The sequence below is a fragment of the Lactobacillus sp. IBH004 genome, from assembly GCF_026185255.2.
GTDB classification, from domain to species: Bacteria; Bacillota; Bacilli; order Lactobacillales; family Lactobacillaceae; genus Lactobacillus; species Lactobacillus melliventris.
Map to the genome: position 1 here is coordinate 738,060 of NZ_CP110217.2, position 20,435 is coordinate 758,494.

General features: G+C 35.4%; 22 protein-coding genes. 18 read left to right on the forward strand and 4 right to left on the reverse strand.

All coding sequences use genetic code 11. The annotated features are described in order from the left end of the window. Nucleotides 1-19 precede the first annotated feature (19 nt). The 7 genes from tpiA (at nt 20) to LDX54_RS03785 (ending at nt 6,044) form a co-directional block, all read left to right on the forward strand. The gene (gene tpiA / locus LDX54_RS03755; protein WP_174794322.1) at nt 20-775 is read left to right on the forward strand and encodes a triose-phosphate isomerase; all 756 of its coding nucleotides are present in this window, start codon (nt 20-22) and stop codon (nt 773-775) included. Between the two features lie 136 nt (nt 776-911). Then, complete coding sequence (locus tag LDX54_RS03760) at nt 912-1,544, forward strand: hypothetical protein (protein WP_265666827.1); 633 nt, start codon at nt 912-914, stop codon at nt 1,542-1,544. A gap of 141 nt (nt 1,545-1,685) precedes the next feature. Then, nucleotides 1,686-2,291 carry a hypothetical protein gene (locus LDX54_RS03765; RefSeq protein WP_265666826.1) on the forward strand — a complete coding sequence of 202 codons (606 nt, stop codon included), beginning with the start codon at nt 1,686-1,688 and terminating at the stop codon, nt 2,289-2,291. 62 nt (nt 2,292-2,353) lie between these two features. Further along, complete coding sequence (locus tag LDX54_RS03770) at nt 2,354-2,923, forward strand: GDSL-type esterase/lipase family protein (protein ID WP_265666825.1); 570 nt, start codon at nt 2,354-2,356, stop codon at nt 2,921-2,923. Between the two features lie 87 nt (nt 2,924-3,010). Continuing rightward, nucleotides 3,011-3,865: an aldo/keto reductase gene (locus LDX54_RS03775; protein ID WP_265666824.1), complete on the forward strand. Its 855-nt coding sequence runs from the start codon at nt 3,011-3,013 to the stop codon at nt 3,863-3,865. Between the two features lie 13 nt (nt 3,866-3,878). Next, on the forward strand, nt 3,879-4,271 hold the full coding sequence (locus LDX54_RS03780) for a MerR family transcriptional regulator (protein WP_265666823.1): 393 nt from the start codon (nt 3,879-3,881) through the stop codon (nt 4,269-4,271). A gap of 204 nt (nt 4,272-4,475) precedes the next feature. Beyond that, on the forward strand, nt 4,476-6,044 hold the full coding sequence (locus LDX54_RS03785; RefSeq protein ID WP_265666822.1) for an ABC transporter ATP-binding protein: 1,569 nt from the start codon (nt 4,476-4,478) through the stop codon (nt 6,042-6,044). Between the two features lie 70 nt (nt 6,045-6,114). Here the strand turns inward: LDX54_RS03785 and LDX54_RS03790 are convergent, their stop codons facing one another. Both LDX54_RS03790 and LDX54_RS03795 read right to left on the reverse strand, forming a co-directional pair. Then, the gene (locus tag LDX54_RS03790) at nt 6,115-6,636 is read right to left on the reverse strand and encodes a hypothetical protein (protein ID WP_158593805.1); all 522 of its coding nucleotides are present in this window, start codon (nt 6,634-6,636) and stop codon (nt 6,115-6,117) included. Nucleotides 6,637-6,646: 10 nt separating this feature from the next. Then, nucleotides 6,647-7,522: a Cof-type HAD-IIB family hydrolase gene (locus LDX54_RS03795; protein WP_265666821.1), complete on the reverse strand. Its 876-nt coding sequence runs from the start codon at nt 7,520-7,522 to the stop codon at nt 6,647-6,649. A gap of 180 nt (nt 7,523-7,702) precedes the next feature. Between LDX54_RS03795 and LDX54_RS03800 the strand changes: the two genes are divergently transcribed. From LDX54_RS03800 to tsaE, 3 genes are read left to right on the forward strand one after another with little or no spacing between them, the layout of a single operon-like run. Further along, nucleotides 7,703-8,398, forward strand: coding sequence for a uracil-DNA glycosylase (locus LDX54_RS03800; protein WP_265666820.1), 696 nt, complete (start codon nt 7,703-7,705; stop codon nt 8,396-8,398). A gap of 11 nt (nt 8,399-8,409) precedes the next feature. Then, a complete protein-coding gene (gene pta / locus LDX54_RS03805; RefSeq protein WP_265666819.1) occupies nt 8,410-9,408 on the forward strand; it encodes a phosphate acetyltransferase in 999 nt (332 codons plus the stop codon). Then, complete coding sequence (gene tsaE / locus LDX54_RS03810; RefSeq protein ID WP_174794332.1) at nt 9,398-9,871, forward strand: tRNA (adenosine(37)-N6)-threonylcarbamoyltransferase complex ATPase subunit type 1 TsaE; 474 nt, start codon at nt 9,398-9,400, stop codon at nt 9,869-9,871. Before pta ends, tsaE begins: the two co-directional genes overlap by 11 nt. A gap of 31 nt (nt 9,872-9,902) precedes the next feature. On the opposite strand, the gene LDX54_RS03815 is transcribed toward tsaE, so the two are convergent. Further along, on the reverse strand, nt 9,903-10,436 hold the full coding sequence (locus LDX54_RS03815) for a 3'-5' exonuclease (RefSeq protein WP_046324639.1): 534 nt from the start codon (nt 10,434-10,436) through the stop codon (nt 9,903-9,905). A gap of 99 nt (nt 10,437-10,535) precedes the next feature. On the opposite strand from LDX54_RS03815, the gene murB reads away from it, so the two are divergent. Genes murB through glmM form a run of 4 tightly spaced genes read left to right on the forward strand, consistent with a single transcriptional unit; the run spans nt 10,536 to nt 14,672 of the window. Further along, a complete protein-coding gene (gene murB, locus LDX54_RS03820; protein WP_265666818.1) occupies nt 10,536-11,435 on the forward strand; it encodes a UDP-N-acetylmuramate dehydrogenase in 900 nt (299 codons plus the stop codon). A gap of 44 nt (nt 11,436-11,479) precedes the next feature. Continuing rightward, a complete protein-coding gene (gene cdaA, locus LDX54_RS03825) occupies nt 11,480-12,325 on the forward strand; it encodes a diadenylate cyclase CdaA (protein WP_046324641.1) in 846 nt (281 codons plus the stop codon). After that, nucleotides 12,322-13,299 carry a CdaR family protein gene (locus tag LDX54_RS03830; RefSeq protein ID WP_122037439.1) on the forward strand — a complete coding sequence of 326 codons (978 nt, stop codon included), beginning with the start codon at nt 12,322-12,324 and terminating at the stop codon, nt 13,297-13,299. Before cdaA ends, LDX54_RS03830 begins: the two co-directional genes overlap by 4 nt. Nucleotides 13,300-13,319: 20 nt before the next feature. Then, entirely contained in the window at nt 13,320-14,672 is a 1,353-nt protein-coding gene (glmM, locus tag LDX54_RS03835) for a phosphoglucosamine mutase (RefSeq protein ID WP_122037440.1), read from the forward strand. 115 nt (nt 14,673-14,787) lie between these two features. On the opposite strand, the gene LDX54_RS03840 is transcribed toward glmM, so the two are convergent. Beyond that, a complete protein-coding gene (locus LDX54_RS03840) occupies nt 14,788-15,801 on the reverse strand; it encodes an SLAP domain-containing protein (protein ID WP_265666817.1) in 1,014 nt (337 codons plus the stop codon). Between the two features lie 383 nt (nt 15,802-16,184). Between LDX54_RS03840 and glmS the strand changes: the two genes are divergently transcribed. The 4 genes from glmS (at nt 16,185) to LDX54_RS03860 (ending at nt 20,340) form a co-directional block, all read left to right on the forward strand. Next, nucleotides 16,185-17,996, forward strand: coding sequence for a glutamine--fructose-6-phosphate transaminase (isomerizing) (gene glmS, locus LDX54_RS03845; protein WP_265666816.1), 1,812 nt, complete (start codon nt 16,185-16,187; stop codon nt 17,994-17,996). Between the two features lie 320 nt (nt 17,997-18,316). Further along, nucleotides 18,317-19,132: a Cof-type HAD-IIB family hydrolase gene (locus LDX54_RS03850; protein WP_265666815.1), complete on the forward strand. Its 816-nt coding sequence runs from the start codon at nt 18,317-18,319 to the stop codon at nt 19,130-19,132. Between the two features lie 24 nt (nt 19,133-19,156). Beyond that, nucleotides 19,157-19,594 carry a CopY/TcrY family copper transport repressor gene (locus LDX54_RS03855; RefSeq protein ID WP_046324646.1) on the forward strand — a complete coding sequence of 146 codons (438 nt, stop codon included), beginning with the start codon at nt 19,157-19,159 and terminating at the stop codon, nt 19,592-19,594. 35 nt (nt 19,595-19,629) lie between these two features. Next, the gene (locus LDX54_RS03860; protein WP_046324647.1) at nt 19,630-20,340 is read left to right on the forward strand and encodes a hypothetical protein; all 711 of its coding nucleotides are present in this window, start codon (nt 19,630-19,632) and stop codon (nt 20,338-20,340) included. Nucleotides 20,341-20,435: the final 95 nt, after the last annotated feature.

Genomic DNA, 20,435 nt, shown 5'->3' on the forward strand with positions numbered 1-20,435 from the left:
AAGAAAGGACATTATTTACATGCGTACACCAATTATTGCTGGTAACTGGAAATTACATATGAATCCTAAGCAAACAACTGAATTTGTTGCTGCTGTAAAGGATAAATTGCCAGAAGCAAGTAAGGTTGAAGCACTAATTTGTGCTCCTGCCGTCGATCTTGAAAGTTTAGCGAACGCAGCTGCTGGCACAAACCTGCGCGTCGGTGCAGAAAATGCTTATTTTGAAGATGAAGGTGCCTTCACTGGTGAAACCTCACCTAAAGTTTTAAAAGAAATGGGCATGAACTATTGTATTATTGGTCACTCCGAACGCCGTGGCTATTTTCACGAAACAGATGATGACATTAACAAGAAAGCAAAGGCTTTATTTGCTAATGGCGTTACTCCAATTATTTGCTGTGGTGAATCACTTGAAACACGTGAAGCTAACAAGCAAGAAGATTGGGTAGTTAGTCAAATTAAGGCTGCACTTGCCGGTTTGTCAGCTGATCAAGTTTCAAGTTTAGTTATTGCTTATGAACCTATCTGGGCTATTGGTACCGGTAAGACTGCCAGTTCTGACCAAGCTGAAGAAATGTGCAAGACTATTCGTGATACTGTTAAAGATCTGTACAACGAAGAAACTGCTGAGAATGTTAGAATTCAATATGGTGGTTCAGTAAATCCAGGTAATGTTAAGGAATTAATGGCTAAACCTGATATTGATGGTGGTTTAGTCGGTGGTGCTTCACTTAAACCTGATTCATTCTTAGAATTAGTAAATTACCAAGATTAATTTTTAACTGTATATAATAAAAGAGTCTCTGATTTTTCAGAGACTTTTTTTGTTTAATATTTCCACTATCGCTTGCTTTTATCATAGTGCGTGTCCATAATAGGATGAAATAATTCCAGTATGGGAGGTAAAGTTTATGAAATTACGTAAAACAATTACTTGGGCAGTTGTTGTGGCTGCTATAGCTGCAGCAAGTGGAATTAGTGTTAATCAGACGAATTTGGTTCAGGCGGCAAGTACTGCAAAAAATGCCAAAATTACTACTAATAAAACAAAATATGGTTTTAAGAGAGACTTTAAGTTTCCTAAATCATGGCGTGGTAAATGGTATAGTAATACTCATGATAAATTAAGCAAAATGACCGTTAAAAAGAACGGTTTCAATACGCCTTGGACAGGAGAATATGTTGAACTGGTTTCAGCAGGTAAAGTAAAAGGCACCAATAAATACTTGTGGCAAATGCCTCAAAGCTGGTTTACCAAGCATGATAAAATTTTTAAACATTTGGGTAGATTAACCACTAATAAGATTAGCAACAAAAAATGGCTTGTCTTTAGTCCAATAGATGAAAACAATATTGAAATTGGCTTCGCTTTTAGATTGAAGAATGAAAAAATTGCTGGTAAAACGCAACAAGTAATATTTGAAGCTAATCCCAAAACCGGTGAAATCGTTGACCAGTTCTTCCGTTCACCAAAATTAGCTCAAAAATATCAACACTACAATTTTAAGGGTGAAACTTATGCACCTTCATTTAATCAATATTAGGTAAAGTAAATATCAGATTTTAAAACTAATTCTCAATTAAGGAATTAGTTTTTTTTAATAAATTGAATTACTTTATACAACCAACCAGTTTATAATTATTACTATAAATAAAAACACAATATTGTTTTACAGGAGAGAAAAATGGCTAAAAAAATTATTACTATATTTGCATTAGCAGGCCTAGCTATACCTATGACAGTGCCACTTGCAAGTGTTCAACCGAAAACAGTGCAAGCTAAGAAAACCAATAAAAATAAATATGGTTTTGCAAAACAATTTAGATTTCCCAAAACCTGGCGTGGCAAATGGTATAGCAATAACAATTTTACTCCCAACCCAATGAGTATTCATGCGTCTGCGATCAATATGCCGTTAACTAATGATTATTTTAAAGTAATTAAAGTCGGAATGGTCAAAGGCACAAAGAAATATCCTTGGGAAATGTCTTCAGCTTGGCAAGAGAAAAATCAGAGCGTTTTAGCAAAATATTTACGAGTATCTAGTAAAAAAATGTATGGGAGTAAGTGGATCATACTAAGTCCGGTACAGGAAAAAACAATTAAAAACGGAAATGCTTTCACAGTTAAGACTGAAAAAATAGCTGGTAAAAAACATAAAGTTTTATTTCAAAGTAATCCAGAAAATGGTTTAGTAACTAACCAATTTTTTAAAACAAAATCTATAACAAATAAGTATAGTGCATTTGAATTTAAAGATATGAAATATAGAAAAGTTAACCCACGTTAATTATTGAAACTGTAGTCGCAACTAATTGTGATTACAGTTTTTAGTTTTAAAAAGGAGAAAAAGTGAAACTATTATTAACAGGAGATAGCATTATTGCTCGCAAAGAAGGTTTAAAACTACCTCGTATTAATAATGCAATAAAAGCAAAAATATCAGATGTTGAGATTGTCAATACTGCAGTTTCTGGAGTAAATTCGGGAGCTTTTTATGCATTATTGCCAGATTTGATCCTAAAAGTTGGACGCTGCGATAAGTTGGTATTGCTTTTGGGAACAAACGATATAGCAAAACACAAGCGGGTACCTATCGCTCAATTCAAGAGAAACATGGCTCTTATTATATCTAGCATAATTTGTTTATATTATCCTCAAAATGTAATTTTGATTTCCCCGCCTGCTGTTGATCAAAATAGGCAAAATAAGCGGACCAACCGTGAAATTACTGTTTATACTGCTGAGCTGATTAAGTTAGCAGAAACCTACAATTTAAATTTTATTAATCTATTCCAAGCTATGATTGATCATGGCAATTTAACAACACTCTGTAAAGGGCAATTGGATGACGGCTTACATTTTGGAAAAGAAGGATATAACCTATTAGCAAATTTAATAGTTAAAAAACTGCAAGAATAGGAATCAAGCTCAGTATTAGAAAAATCCTTGCTATGGAGCTAACTCTAAGGTATACACTTTATTTCAAAATGATAAAGGAGTACCAAAATGATAGAAACAACACTAAATAATGGTATATCAATGCCTACTCTAGGTATAGGCGTTTTTCAAATAACTGACCTGACTATGGCTGAAAATGTAGTTGAGGATGCAATCCGAATAGGATATCGTCTAATTGACACAGCTTCATCATATGGTAATGAAGAGGCTGTAGGAAAGGCCATTAAAAACAGTGGAGTTGATAGAACCGATTTGTTTATCACCACTAAATTGTGGGTATCTGATACAGGTTATGATGCAACCAAACGGGCAATTACCACTTCTCTAAGAAAATTACAGCTTGATTATTTAGATCTGTATCTAATACACCAGCCTTATGGTGATGTTTATGGTTCCTGGCGTGCAATGGAAGAAGCATATAAGGCCGGAATTATCAGAGCAATTGGAGTTTCTAATTTTTCACCAGACCGTGTTCTCGATTTAAGTTTGTATAATGATATCCGTCCTGTTGTTGACCAAATTGAAATTAATCCTTGGATGCAAGAAGCAAAAGAAGTTTCTTTCCTCCAAGAAAATAAAATTCAACCCGAAGCTTGGGCACCTTTCGCGGAAGGAAAGCATCATATGTTTACTAATTCACTAATTAGGCAAATAGCTGCAGATCATCATAAAACAACTGGTCAAGTTATCTTACGCTGGTTAGTTCAAAGAGGAATAGTAGTCATTCCAAAATCAATTCATCACGATCGCTTGGTAGAAAACAGTAAAATTTTTGACTTTGAATTAAATCAAGCAGAAATGGCACAAATAAAAAATCTGGATAAAAATGAAAGTCAGTTTTTTGATCATCGTGATCTAGCATCAGTGAAAAATATTCATGATTTAATTAGAAACGTAGATTAAAGGAAAACGAATTTTGACAATAAACGAAATCAGTAAAAAATTTAGCTTATCTAAAGATACCTTACGTTACTGGGAAAAAGAAAAGCTGATACCTACTGTTAAAAGAGACAAAAATGGCTATCGCGTGTATGACACAAAAGAACAAAACTGGGTTTTTTACATTATGGTTTTACGTAAAGCAGGTATGTCTATCAAAAAATTAAAAAAGTTTGTCAATTTATATATGAAAGACTCTTCAACTGCAAAAATACGGAAACATTTGCTAATTGTGCAACGAAGCCAGCTGAATAAGGAAATTATAAATATTAAAAAAACAGTTAATTATCTTGATTATAAAATTGATCATTTTGATGATCAATTGTTAAGTTTTGAAAAAGAAAAACTGGCATATGAAAAACGCATTTAAGCCTTGCCACGATAAACGCTCTTAAAACTAATTAGTAATTTTAGGAGTGTTTTTATTATTGATTAGAAGTTAAATTTGGAACAATTACAATTATATCTTGTTTAGCATAATTTAATTTGTTAATATTACTAATAAATTAAAAAATAATTAAAGCTTTTGCTGAAATTATTTTACTGCCATGTGAACTAATAAAGGAGGGCCAAAGTGTATCATTATCTCAAAAAACATGCATTTGCAGTTATCACATCTTGTCTATTACTTTTAGTAAATTCTGTATTGCAAGTTTTGGCTGCTACCAAAATGGCCGTACTGGCAAATTATTTAATTGCCGGCAAAATTAGGCCTTTTGTTAGCATGTTGGTAGTGATCTTTTTACTTTGGTTTCTCACGTTTCTTATTTCTTTTCTGGAAAGTTATATTCAAGAAACAGTTATACAAGATATTCTTAGCAATATTCGCAATGACATTGTTACTAGTCTAATTAAACTTTCTCAAAATGAATTTAAACAAAATCCAGTGGATTATTATGAGTCTTACCTGCAAAATGATGTCAATTTAATTCAAAAAGAAGGTCTGAATACCTTTTTTCTAATAGTACGTTTTAGTGGTAATGCAATTTTTGCGTTAATAGCTTTATACCTTTATAGCAATATTCTATTTCTTGCAGCTATTTTATTAGTTTTAGTGATTATATTAGTCCCGCGTTTCTGCAAAAGATTTCTGACAGCAGGGGTTACTAAAATTTCTCAGGCTAACGAAAATTTTTTAAAATTTACTAGTAGCGGTTTACACGGTTATGATACTCTATACGCTTTTAACGCTTTGGGTGAAATCAAGAAGTTAGTCGCGACGGGATCACAAAGTTTAAAGCAGGCAAATGTACATAACACTGTCAGACGTTCTGCTGTGGATATTATTACAGGTGTAATCAATATTGGTAGTCAACTTCTTATTCTAGGTATTACAGGACTTCTTCATTTTCAAGGAAAAATTAGTGCAGGTGCTATTTTGTCCACTGCTGAATTAGCTACTAAAGTTTTTGACTCTGCCGGAATTATTAATCGTTACTTTGCACAATTGCTTTCTACTTCCAGTATTTTTGCTAAATTTAATGAGCTGAAAGGACAAGAGGAAAGTGAAAATGATAATTTTGTTAAAACTAATTTTTCAATGGAGTTTCAGTCACTGGAATTTAAAAATGTCACCTTTTCATATCCTAATGCAAAAGAAAAAATCCTGCATAATTTTTCTTATGTCTTTAAAAAAGGTGATTTTTATAAATTAAATGGGATTTCTGGCCGGGGTAAATCCACGTTACTTAAATTGGCAACAGGTCAACTTACTCCTACTAAAGGCGAAATTTTACTAAATGGGATCAATGTTACTGTTATACCCCGTAACGTAATAAACTCAATAATTATCTATCTGCCCCAGACAGTGACAGTGTTTCCTCGCAGTATTAATTATAATATCTTGCTGGGACGAAACTATAATAAAGCAAGTCTAGATAGGGTAAAACAAGATTTTGAAGTTAATGAAAATTGGCATTATAATTCCTTATCTGGCGGTCAAACTCAACGTATTGCGTTAGCTAGACTAATCGATACTAAGGGTAAATTAATTTTACTGGATGAGAGCTTTTCCAGTATTGACTTGAAAACAGCACAAAATTTATTGCAAAAATTATTAAATAGGGTGGAAAGCGTAATTGTTGTTTCACATCGAAGTGCAGAAGTTGCTAGCTTTTCCTTCAAAAATTTGCTATTAAAATAATATTTTGTAGACTAGCCTAAAAAAAGCGTTACTAGCAGTTTAGCTAAGCTATCATGCAAGTAGCGCCTTTTTAATTAAAATTAACATTATATTTACGACCAACGGGTGGAAAAGTTGGCAGTCGTAGCGGAGTAGTGTGCCATTGAGTAAAAAGCGTGGCGCATAATAATATAAAGGGTACGTCTTCAGGACGATCAATATCGCAAATTAAAACGACACCCTCATTGCGAACAACAGTCTTAACAGTAGCAACTTTTTTTAGCCCAAAAAGAAATTTATAACTTCCTTTTTTTATACTGCCAGTAACTATGTAGTTTAAACGAGTAACATAGAAAAGGTTAGCTACCTTATTGTTTAACCTTTTAACTTTGACCAAAGAATGATTAACCACATCAATGGTGTAAGAAGAAATAATGCCATTACCATCAGTGTACAGCCGTCCTATTTCTTTGCCGGTAAACCTTTTTAAGTACAGGGTGTGATTAGGATTATCTAAATTACCTTGAATAATATATTCAATTTGGTCTTCTTCATTTGCGACAGGTATTTGACCATATTCCTGTTTCTGAGTTAATTCCAATAAGTAGCGCATTTAAGCACCTCTATTCTTTTGCGTTATTTTTAATAAATTTCCTTAAAATATAAGCAACTCCATTATCATTGTTTGATTTAGTCCGGACTTGTGCTAATTTCTTAATAGTGGGTACTGCATTTGCCATAGCTACTCCTACGCCGGCATCCCTAATCATACTGGCATCATTGAGATTATCCCCAATTGCGGCTACTTCCTCTCTTTTAATACCCTTTTTTCTGGCATAATCTAAAAGGGCAGGGCCTTTCTGCGCTTTAATATCATTAATCTCAATGTTAGCTGCAGAGCTTGATGTCACAACAACACCGTCTACACCCTTGATTTCTTTTTTAACTTTGGTAAAAGCAGCAGGTCCGTGTGCATCAAAGGCAATTATTTTCATAATTTCGGTTTTAGGGTTAGTTAACAATTTGTCAAAGTTTTTTTCCAAGGTCATGCTAAACATAGCATTACTACCAGCTGCTGTTGCAACTGCTTTTTTAAAAGTTACTCCTGGATTCAGAGTCATTAGTGCACGAGCCAAGTTAACCACACGTTTACTGATATCACTTGAATATATTTGTTCAGCGGTAACCAATTCAAAATAAATATTGTTTTGTTCAAGAATGTTTGCGATTATACGTGCCTTCTCATTAGGCAATTTATGCTTAATCTGCAAATCATCATTCGCGTCATATACTAATGCACCATTGATATTAATAAAACCCGTTTTTAAACCATAATCTCTAATAGTTTTCCGTGATTGCCGTGGTGCACGCCCCGTAGCTACTAAAAATTCAATTCCATTTCTTTGTGCTGCGCGAATTGCAGACACGTTTTCGTCTGAAATTCTTATATCGCTGTTAAACAGGGTTCCGTCTAAATCACAAGCTACTAATTTAATCACAGATAATTAACTCCTCCTAGTTACAGATCATTTCTTTATCTACCATATTACCATATATGAAGAAATTCTTACTTTATAATTTTAGATAATAAAAAGAGCTAAAATGTATTAAATTTCACCACATCGATAATTAATTTCATGATACCATAAAAGTTAGTGAAAGAGAGGCCTGTTGAAGTAATGAAAAAGTTTATTGGTAACGACTGGGATGAAATATTGGCTCCCATTTTCGAAAGCAAAGAATATCAGCAATTACATGAATTTTTAAAAACAGAATATGCTACAAAGAAAATTTATCCTGATATGTATCATATTTTTACTGCTTTCAAACTAACCTCGTTTGCAAATACAAAAGTTGTGATTTTAGGACAAGATCCATATCACAATCCTGGTCAGGCAACTGGAATGAGTTTTGCGGTTAATCCGGGAGTGAAATTGCCTCCTTCCCTTCAAAATATTTATAAAGAATTATATGATGATGTTGGTTGCCGTCCAGTTAATCACGGTTACTTAAAAAAATGGGCAGATCAGGGAGTATTATTGTTAAATGCTGTTTTGACAGTTCCTTACGGTCATGCTAACGGTCATCAGGGAAAGGGTTGGGAAGCCGTGACCGATGCCGCTATCAAAGCTTTGAGTGATCGTGGTAAAGTAGTCTTTATTTTGTGGGGGCGCTTTGCTCAAAACAAAATCGTTTTAATTGACCAAGACAAAAATTTTGTGATTAAATCAGCTCATCCAAGTCCGTATTCAGCTGATAGGGGATTCTTTGGTTCAAGACCATTTTCACGGTGTAATGAAGCGTTGAAAAATTTTGACGAAACCCCAATTGATTGGCAATTACCCCCAAAGGTTACGCAAGCAGATTTAGCATAGGTAGGAGATAAATGAGCGTTTTTGATCTATTAAAAAATAAGGTGCAAAATTCGAAAAAAGTATATCAAATAGTTTTTCCGGAGGGAAACGACTTACGTATTTTAAAAGCAGCCAGTCAGTTATCCCTGGCAAATATTATTAAACCTATTTTATTAGGTAATGCCGGAGTAATAACTAATACAATCCGCAAAAACAATTTAGCTTTTAACGAATTAGCAATAGTTGATCCGATTCACTATAAAAGCAAAAAGGCGATGGTACAAAGCTTTATAAAGGCACGTAGAAAAAATGTCCCGCAGGCTGATATTGCTGAAATATTAAATGAGCCCAATTATTTTGGTACTATGTTGGTGGAAATGGGTCTGGCCGATGGCATGGTATCTGGAGCAACTCATTCAACCGCTGAAACGGTTAGACCTGCTCTACAATTGATTCATACAACTGAAGGGATGAAACGCGTTTCTGGCAGTTTCATTATGGAACGCCGAGATGAGAAATATATTTTTGCAGACTGTGCTATCAATTTAGAACCAGATAGTGCAACATTGGAGGAAATTGCATACCAATCAGTTCAAACCGCACAAATGATTGATATAAATCCTAAAGTTGCATTTTTGAGTTTTTCAACTAAAGGTTCAGCTAAAGGCGATATGGTTACCAAAGTTAAGAAAGCCGCTGCGCTTTTTCATAAAGAGCACCCTGAAATTCCAGCAGATGGCGAACTGCAATTCGATGCCGCTTTTGTGCCGGCTGTGGCGGCTAAAAAGGCTCCTGATTCCGCAATAAAGGGCCAAGCAAATATCTTCATATTTCCTGAACTGCAATCTGGTAATATTTCCTATAAAATTGCTCAGCGTTTGGGCAATTTTGCAGCTATTGGTCCTATTTTGCAGGGATTACAGAAACCTGTTAACGACCTGTCACGCGGTGCCAGTACACAGGACGTTTATAATATCGCAATTTTAACTGCTGCGCAGGCGTTATTAAGGGATGAAAACAATGAAGCTTAGTATTGATTCTGCTCAGAAAATGCAGGAGCTTGGTGCAGCTATTGCTCAGACTGCCCAGGCACATGACTTATTATTGCTAAATGGCGATCTCGGAGCTGGTAAAACGACTTTAACTCAAGGAATTGGCAGGGCTCTAGGAATTAAACGCCCAGTAAAAAGTCCCACTTTTACTATTGTGAGGGAATATCCTGAAGCCAAGCTGCCATTATTTCATATGGATTTTTATCGCTTAGAAAATGATGATTTATCTTCCATCGATTTGACTAACTATTTGTCTGAACCGGGAATAGTGGTAATTGAATGGCCAGACGTAATTCAAAAAGAACTTCCTGAGCAATTTTTACAACTGACCATTAAAAGAGTAGATGATAGTTGGTCTTCAACTAAACGAGTAGTTGAATTTGAGGCAAAGGGTGAAAGATATAAACAATGGGTCAAAAATATTTTGCAGCTACTAGCCTAAAAAGTAGGGTTTTTAAACCCTGCTTTTTTGCTTATATTTGGTAGACCAAACCTTTGAGAGCCTCGTCTCCATATTTTTCATTTTGTGCTATCAAAATACCTGCACAGGCCTCACTATCGCTAAGAGCATTATGATGGTGCCATAATTCCACATTAAGAGCTTTAGAAACTGTATCCAGTTTATGATTAGGTAGCTTGGGTTCAAATAATTTGCTGGTCTGCAAGGTATCGATGACGAAATAATGCGGTTCAGGAATATCATAGCGAGCTAAGCTTTGCCGCATTACATTAGTATCGAACCGAGCATTGTGCGCTGTAACCAACATCCCAGGCTGATAAAGTGCCTTAATTTTAGGCCAGACTTCAGCCATAGTCGGGGCATCCTTAACGTCTTCTGCAGTGATATCGTGGATTTGAATATTGCGTGCATCAAAAGGCATTTGCGGATTAATTACCGTATAAAAGCGATCTACAATTTGGTTGTTGCGAACCATTACCAAGGCCAAAGAGCAGGCACTTTCAGGATGTCTGTTGGCTGTTTCGAAATCCATCGCAATAAAATTCATGTTATCTCCTTTAAATTTTAATTTTAGTATAACATATGATGAAGCTCTTAACTGAATGAGGTAAAATAGAAAAAGATTAGATAAAAGGGGATTTTGGTTTTGAAGTTATCAGATTTAACCAAAAAAGGTTTAGAAATAAAAAAACAGGTTCCACTTAGTAAATACACATTTACGAAAACAGGAGGTCCAGCTGAATTACTTGCTTTTCCTCACAGTGAAAGTGAATTAAGAGATTTAGTCCTTGCTGCTTATGATAACCAGATTCCCTTAACTGTAATAGGCAATGCTTCTAACCTAATTATACGTGATGGTGGTATTTCAGGTCTGGTTTTAATATTAACCGCGATGAACCAAATTAAGGTTGAAGGTAATCAAGTTGTTGCTCAAGCAGGAGCCACTATTGTGGATACGGCTTTTACAGCTGCACATCACGGCCTAAGTGGGTTAGAATTCGCAGCTGGGATACCAGGAAGTGTTGGTGGTGCAGTTTTCATGAACGCTGGTGCTTATGGAGGTGAAACTAGTAACGTTATTCAAAGTGTCAAGGTGATGACGCGGAAGGGAAAAATAAAGCAATATTTTTTGTCTGAAATGAATTTTTCTTATAGACATTCATTAGTTCAGGATAATGGTGATATCGTTATAGAGGCTGTTTTTGCATTAAAAAGATCTGCCAAAAGTCGTATTTTAGCAGATATGAATTATCTTAATGCTTTGCGTAAATATAAACAGCCGCTTGAATACCCCTCATGTGGCAGTGTTTTTAAACGACCGGCCGGTCACTATGTTGGTCCAATGATTATTAAGGCAGGATTACAAGGTAAGCAAATTGGTGGCGCTCAAGATTCCACCAAGCACGCCGGATTTATTGTAAATAAGGGTAATGCTACTGCGACTGATTACCTCAATTTAATTCATCTGATACAGGCAAAAATTAAGTCTCAATTTGGTTTGGATTTGCAAACTGAAGTTAGAATAATTGGCGAACCTGATGAATAAACTGCTACAATTATTATGTTCACACATTAGAGAAAGGAGTATTTATGCAAACTAGCGGAGCACATATTTTTACTTGGGGCAACTTATCTACGATTCTTGATGTCCTGATTATCTGGTTTGTAGTTTATCACTTAGTTATTTTAATCAGGGGAACTAAGGCTGTCCAATTAGCCAAGGGAATTGTGCTGATTTTTATCGTGCGTATTATTGCAGGGATACTGCAACTACATACCACGACTTGGCTGATTGACCAAATTGTTTCTTGGTCTGTAGTTGGAATTATTGTGATTTTTCAACCAGAAATTAGACGTGGTCTCGAACATTTAGGACGCCTGCCAATTTTTGGCGGTCGCGAGGACAGTGCTCGAAGCGAATCAATTAAGTTTATTAATGAAATTGACAAAGCTATTCAATATATGTCAAAAAGAAGGATTGGGGCACTCATTACTATCCAGCAAGAAACTGGCCTGGAAGATTATATTGAAACTGGGATTAAGCTTAACGCCGATGTTACAGGAGAATTATTAATTAACATTTTTATTCCTAATACTCCATTACACGATGGTGCCGTGATTATTAACAAGGATCACAAAATTGCAGTGGCAGCAGCTTATTTACCACTTTCAGATAATAGTATGATTCCTAAAAGATTGGGAACCCGTCACCGGGCTGCTGTAGGGATTTCCGAAGTGACAGATGCAATTACCGTCGTTGTGTCGGAGGAAACAGGTGGGGTAACAATTACCCGTAACGGTCGCTTTATGGTCGATATGACTCGGGATGAATATCTAAAATATCTTACTGCTGAATTGGTACCAAAGAAAAATGATAATGATAAATGGTATCAAAAAATTATCCGTAAAATATGGAAATGGGGTGCTGACCGATGAAAGAGTTTTGGAAAAAATCTTGGTTTATCAGGCTGGTTTCCCTTTTAATTGCAGTTTTATTAGTTATTTATGTCAATTCCACCCAAGAAGGATTTTTATCTCAGGGACAAACTGAAAAGACAAAGCAAACTGCTAATAAGACTGAAACTATCAAAGTACCTTTGCAGGTTTCAGTTGATACGGATAAGTATTACGTTGTAGGCTACCCCGAAAGAGTTAGTGTTACTTTGGAAGGGTCTACGGCACTTGTTACTTCTACGATCAATACCCAAAATTTTAGAGCTTACATTGACTTGACGAAAAAAAGCATTGGTAAGCATAATGTCAAAATTCACATTAATGGCATTAATAAGCAAATTTCTTATTCAGTCAAGCCGCGAAATATTACTGTTGACATTCAGCGACGTAAGTCAACTACAATGCCTGTACAAATAGAGTATAATAAGGGTGCTGTAGCCCCCGGTTATCAGAGAGGTCATTCCAGTGTTTATCCACAACAGGTGGAGGTAACTGGGGCTCGCTCAGAAGTTGATCAAATCGATCAGATCGTTGCCAGGGTGGTTTTACCTAATGGTATTGATCACACTTATGAGCGCCAGGTAAACCTGATTGCAGTAGATAATAAGGGCAGACAGTTGAATGTAATAATTGATCCTGCAACTGCTAAAGTAACAATACCTATTACAACGGCAAAAAAAGTAGTAAAAGTTCAGCTTGAGCCTGAACATGAAAAAACAAATAAAATTTACTCATTGACTGCTAAAACTAAATATGTAACTTTATATGGCAATGAAGATGCTCTGGCGAAAGTTAAGCGCTTGAAAGTTCCCATTGATTTAGGTTCTGTTAATGTTTCTGCTACCAAAACTATTACTTTCAATTTACCTGACGGTGTAGTTAAATCGAATCCAAGGCAAATCAATGTTGATATAAAGGTAGAAAATACAAAAGACACACAAAATGTTGATAAATAAGAAAGAAAGGTTGTTTAGTAATGTTAAAATATTTTGGCACTGATGGTGTTCGTGGGGTGGCTAATCAAGATTTATCTCCTGAATTGGCATTTAAACTAGGGCGAGACGGTGGTTACGTCTTAACTAAAAACAAGTCTAAAGAAGAACAGGCCAAAGTTTTGGTTTCTCGTGATACCAGGATTTCTGGCCAGATGTTGGAATATGCCTTAATATCGGGACTTCTTTCTGTTGGAATTGAGGTCTTGGAGGTAGGTGTAATTACTACACCGGGATTATCGTATCTAGTTCGTGCTCAAGGCGCTGATGCAGGTGTTCAAATCTCTGCTTCCCATAATCCTGTGGAAGACAATGGTATTAAGTTCTTTGGCAGCGATGGTTTGAAATTGTCGGACGAAATGGAAGGCGAAATTGAAAAATTGATTGATGCCCCTGAAGATAGTTTACCTCGACCTTCTGCCAAAGGATTGGGTTCTGTTACCGATTTTCATGAAGGTAGTGCCAAATATTTACAATTTATTGAAAATACTATTCCTGAAGACCTTAGTGGTATTAAGGTTGTTATTGATGGTGCAAATGGTGCCGCCAGCAGCCTAATTTCTCGGTTATTTGCTGATTGCGGTGTTGACTTCACTACTATTGCCATTCATCCCGATGGTCTTAACATTAATGATCACGTTGGAGCCACTCATACTGAAAAACTGCAGGAAGAAGTAGTGAAACAGGGCGCACAACTTGGTCTTGCATTTGACGGTGATGCTGATCGTTGTATCGCTGTCGATGAAAATGGTCATGAAGTTGATGGCGACCACATTATGTATATACTCGGCAGCTATATGGAAGATGGTGGTCGTTTGAAAAAAGATACAATCGTTACCACTGTAATGAGTAATCTCGGATTCACTAAAGCTTTGCAAAGGCGTGGCATTAAAAATGTCCGGACTCAGGTAGGCGACCGCTATGTTTCAGAAGAAATGCGTGCGCATGGCTATAATTTAGGTGGAGAACAATCGGGTCACGTGATTATGAGTGATTATCATAATACCGGTGACGGAATGCTAACAGGTTTACATTTGATGTTAGTGATGAAAAGAACTGGCAAAACTCTAACTGAGTTACTAACTGATTTTAAAGAATATCCACAGTGTCTGGTAAATGTTCCGGTAAAAGATAAGAACTCCTGGAAAGAACATCAACCTATTTTAGATGTAATAAAAGAGGTTGAAAACGATATGGGTGACGATGGTAGAGTATTAGTGCGACCTTCCGGAACACAGTCACTTTTGCGTGTAATGGCTGAAGGACCAACCCAAGAGGAAACTGATGCCTATGTGAAGAGAATAACTGATGTAGTTGAAAAGGAAATGGGCGTGTAAGTAAAATAAACCCATTGCATTTTTGAGTTAAAAAGCAGGTAAATAATAATAAGACCCCAAAATTGACTTCTATTTTGGGGTCTTATTATACAAACTTTACTCAAAAATATTTGTATTATTCTTTTACATCTTTTTCTATGTTGGCTGGCGTGACATCAGCTGCTGTATTCACTGGCTTTAAATGTTTACCAAAAATATATTTAGCAGAAGAAACCTTTACAAAATTACAGTTTAACACTGATGAAGGTGAATCTAAAACTTCATAAAACAGCTCTGCTTTTTTATCTTCTGGAACCCATATATATCTTAAACTTGTAACCGAAACCGTATCACCAGGTCTAAATCTTGATTCGTCTCCCAATTCTCCTTTTGTATTATAAAGATATGCGTCATTCACAAATTTTACAGTCATAATATTGGTATACGGTATTAGACTTTGACGAGGCGGTGTTTTAAGGTCGTCTCTTAAAACAAACAAGTTTTTATTGTTTTTTATGCGGTATACTTCTAGAACTACACCATTATCAAGCATATCAATTTTATTCGTACCCGCTAACTCTTCTCTATTACTAAAACGATCAACTACCAGTTTCGTTCCTTTTTTAACATATTTATCGGTAAATTCACCTTTATTATTAACAAGTCTGGCTTTTGTAAAATCTTTATCAGAAGAAAACGGCCAGGAAGCTATTGTAACAGTAACATAATTAGTAACTAGTCTATTTCCATTGATACTGTCAACATTCACAGCTTTAATATACCCACCATGATCGATATTGTAGTATTGCTTCCCCTTAATTGTCCTATATGGTAGATAATACCAGTTCATATCTTCGTCACTAAACGAATAACGCTTAATATTTGGATCAGATAAGACTTTAATTTTGCCAACGTATCTTACTAAAGCACCCTTTTTTAGCAGCCCATTCGTTTTAAGATAAGAATATTTTTTCTTACCCTTTTTGTTATAAACACGAGTCTTATGATTTAAGTTTAGCTTGCCTTGCTCAGAATTTACATTTGACGTAGTAGTTTGAGCTTGATCAATATTAGTCGTAGTAGCTGCTATTGATGCTGTTGTCAATATTCCAGCTACTAAGCTAATAAACAATTTTTTGTTAATTTTCATTGTAATTACCCCTTTTATCCTTAAATTCTAATAGCTAGCTATTAAATTGTCTATTAAGAATGATAACTTTACGTAAAACAAAAAAGATAGCAAGAAGCCCGCTTTTTTCTGAATAATACTTAAATATCACTTTTGCATTTTACACAACAGCTTAAGCATATGCTTATTTAAATGTATAACTGTTTAACTGGCCTCCATTTAAGATTTTCATCACTTATTTGGGCAAACTTTTGTGTTAGTAATAGTAATTTTACATTATTGTATAGACCAATTTTTAAAATATTGCTTGACCAATTTATTAAAAAAGGCTAATATTCCATACGTAAGTTGAATTAACTAATTAATCCAAATTAATTATTTTTACTAGACCAAAGGAGAAGAATATGTGTGGAATTGTTGGCATAGTTGGAAAGTCTGCTAGAGAAATTGTTTTAAATGGGTTGTCTAAGCTTGAATATCGCGGATATGATTCTGCAGGAATTTACCTCAATGATTTGGCAGGAAAAGAATATTTAACTAAAACTGCTGGTCGTATTGAGGACTTGAAGAACAAAATGACTCCAGAAGAGCAGGGTATGATTGGAATTGGTCATACTCGTTGGGCAACACATGGTAAGCCCACTGAAACTAATGCTCATCCCCAATTTGATGAAACTGAACGCTTTTATCTGGTTCATAATGGCGTAATTGAAAATTACCAAGAAATAAAAAAGCAATACTTAAATGATGTTACCTTTAAGTCTGACACTGATACCGAGGTAATAGTTCAATTAGTTAGTAAATTTGCTCGTGAAAAAAATGAAGATGCCTTTACGGCTCTAAAGCAGGCTCTACAAGTGATTAAGGGATCATATGCTCTTTTATTAATAGACAATCAGAATCCAAATCATATTTTTATTGCTAAAAATAAATCTCCTTTGATGCTGGGACTGGGTAATGGCTTTAACGTTATCGCATCTGATGCCTTATCGGTATTGGATCAAACCAAAACTTTCGTTGATTTACAAGATGGTGAGGTTGGAGACATTACTCAAAATGGGTATCAGCTTGAAACTATTGCTGGTCAAAAGGTTGATCATCAGCACTATGAGTTAAATATTGATGAAAATGCTGCTTCTAAGGGCACTTATGAATTTTACATGCTTAAAGAAATTTGTGAGCAGCCGAGTGTTTTACGGCACTTAGATCAACATTATCTTGATCAAACTGGTGACCCTAAAGTAGATGCTAAAATTATTAATGCTCTATCTCAGACAGATAGACTGTATATCTTTGCTGCTGGTACCAGTTATCATGCGGGCTTAATTGGTAAACAACTTTTTGAAAAGCTGACTAAGATTCCAACTGAAGTAGGATTTGCATCTGAAGCAGGTTACCATTTTCCAATGATGTCAAAACACCCGTTCTTTATTTTCTTATCGCAATCAGGTGAAACGGCTGATTCACGCGTTGTCTTGCAACAAGCGATTAAACGTGGTATTCCTAGTCTAACTTTGACGAATGTTCCCAATTCTACTTTAGCGCGCGAAGCTAATTATGCCATGTCACTTGAAGCTGGGCCCGAAATTGCTGTAGCTTCAACTAAAGCTTATACTGCCCAAGTTGCCGTTCAAGCTATAATTGCCAAGGCATTAGGAGAAAAATTAGGTGTTAAAGATGCTGCAGCTTTTGACTTGAAAAAGAATTTCGCTTTAGCTGCAGAAGGAATTGAACAAGTGATTTCCAGTCAAGCCAAAATAGAGCAACTAGCACAAAAAGATTTAATACCTAGTCGCAATGCATTTTATATTGGCAGGGGTATTGATTATCCGGTCGCTTTGGAAGCTGCCCTTAAGCTTAAAGAAGTATCTTATATTCAAACAGAAGGTTTTGCGGCAGCAGAATTAAAGCATGGCACAATTTCATTGATTGAAAAAGGCACGCCTGTAGTCGCTTTAATTAATGACCCTGTTACGGCGGATTTGATGCGGGGAAACATTCAGGAGGTAATTGCACGTGGAGCAACTGTTATTACTATTGCGCGTAAATCATTAGCTAAACCTAGTGATGATATTGTTTTACCTGAAGTTAATTATTATCTTTCGCCACTTGTTAGTGTAGTAGCAGCACAATTATTTGCATATTTTGCAGCTAAAGATAAAGGACTAGATGTTGATAAGCCGCGTAATTTGGCGAAAAGCGTTACTGTAGAATAATTTTCTTAAATTTCTACTCTGTGTTAGGAAAAAATTTGAGAAAAACCTATTTTAACAGATTAACTAAAAAAGCATTGAGCTTTGATATGACCCCCAAATTTGTCCTAAATTTGGGGGTCATATCACTTTAAGGCTCAGTGCCTTTTTCTTGAACTTCCCAGTATTTATTTACCACTTTGAGTAGAACCAAGAACAATCATCATTTAGCAAAATCATGTCACAGACCAGATTGCGTTTTTTGTAAGTTCAATGACCTACTTTTTTACCAGACTCTTTTGTATAATAAAGAAGATAGTGAAAAAGTGCAGGAGGATATTATTTTGGCAATAAAATTGATTGCGGTTGATTTAGATGGTACTTTACTTACTACTTCTAAACAAATTTCACCGGAAACTGAAAGGGTACTGAAACAAGCTGACAGTCAGGGCATTAAGGTGGTTTTAGCCACAGGTCGACCATTGTCTGGTACAATTGAATTTAATAAACAATTAGGTTTACAAGGCGCAAGACAATATGACATTGTTTTCAATGGTGCAGTAATCCAGGATCTGGCGGGAAATATTTTAATGAATGAAGAAATGAACTACCATGATTTCTCTAATATGCGTCGCTTGCAAAGATTAGCCCATGTCAACCTTCATTTTGAAACTCCTGAGTGTTACTGGACATGTGATCGTGATATAGGAGTAAATTTAGCTAGAAATGCTACCTATAATAAAAATGTGATTAAAGTGAGGAAAGCAGAAGAGATATCACAAGATTTTACTTTTAATAAAGTGGGGCTTAGTGTTCTTGATGATGAACGTGAAGTTGATAAATTGTGGAATAATATCCCTCAATGGGCCTTTGCCAAGTATGATATTGTTCGCAGCTTTTCTTCTATTGTTGAAATTAACATTAAAGACGCTTCTAAGGGTAATGCAGTCCTGCAATTAGCCGAGAGACTGAAAATTAAGTCAAGTCAAGTTATGGTTTTTGGCGATCAGGGCAACGATATTTCGATGTTTACTAATCCTGATTTCAAAAAAGTAGCCATGGGTAATGCTGTGGGAATGATCAAAGACTATGCAGATTATGTGACTGCAGATAATGACAATGATGGAATTGCCAAAGCACTAAAAAAGTTTGTTCTGTAGTAAAATAAAACTAGGTTGATTATTATGGTAGAAAAAAATAAAGAACATAATATTTCCGAAGCTGAGTGGGAAGTTATGAGAATAGTGTGGACTTTAGGAGAAATTCACACTGGTGATGTGATTCAGCAACTACAAGCAAAAAAGGATTGGTCTGAGTCAACTATTAAAACTCTGATGGGTCGCTTAGTCAAAAAGGGTCTGCTAAAAACCCGTAAGGACGGTCGCCGTTTTGTATACTCCGCTACTGTTACGCAGATAGAGATGATGATTCAAGTCACTAATGAAATGATGTGCCACATGTGTGATATGCATAAAGGTAAGGTAATGATAGCAATTCTGAAGGATATGCCTCTTTCTCAAGGCGATATTACCCAGATTGAAAAAGAACTTGCTCTAAAAAAGGAGCATGCTCCTGAAATGGTTAATTGTAACTGTCTGGCTTCGGGTCAACATGTCTGTTAGATTAAACAGTTAATATTTTTTAGGAGGTTAATTAAATGAGAAAATTCGCTAGTATTTTGTTACGGCTAATTTTTGTTGCAGCGGTTGGTGTTTCCGGCTTTCTAATGATAGAGTCCCCGATAACAGTGAATGTGCAAAATGTTCGTGGTCTGGCTCAAACAGTGATCAAAAAGAGTGTTAACAATACAGGTGACTCAAGACTAAAGAGTACATTGAAACTGGCTAAGGACTTTGGTGTTGAAGACAAAATTCTCGAACAATTACCTAAAAAATATCATCATGATATGTCTTATACCAGCTTGTACAATTTAGGTGCAAGTTACCAGGAAAATGGTGAAGTGACGGCTAAAAGTTTATCTTTTCCAGAGAATAATGATGTGCAAAAAGCAGTCAGCAAACTTTTACTAAACAAAATTAACGACGGTTTGAAAGAAAACCAGAATCAGGTTAATCAAAGTATCACTATTTTCCATTATTGCTTTTTTGCCGCAATACTAATTTTTATCCTATCCGCTTTGTTAATATTATTTGGTAAATATTGGGCTGCAATTATTTTGTTAATTGCATCTGTGGGATCCTTTGGAGCATTACAATTCTTAGCTAACCAATTAGTACAATGGCTGGAAAGTAATGTTGCTCAAGGAATTTCGTTAACTGTTTCTCCAGTGCTGTGGGCAGGATTGGCAGTAGGTGTGATAACAGCATTGATTTGGCCATTAGTTTTAAAGCTAACAAAAAAAGAATAAAATATTAATTTTAAAATTAAGCATTACCTAAAAAATTAGGTTAATGCTTATTTATTTTAACGTAACGTAAATACTTATTAAATGTGTGCTAAAAT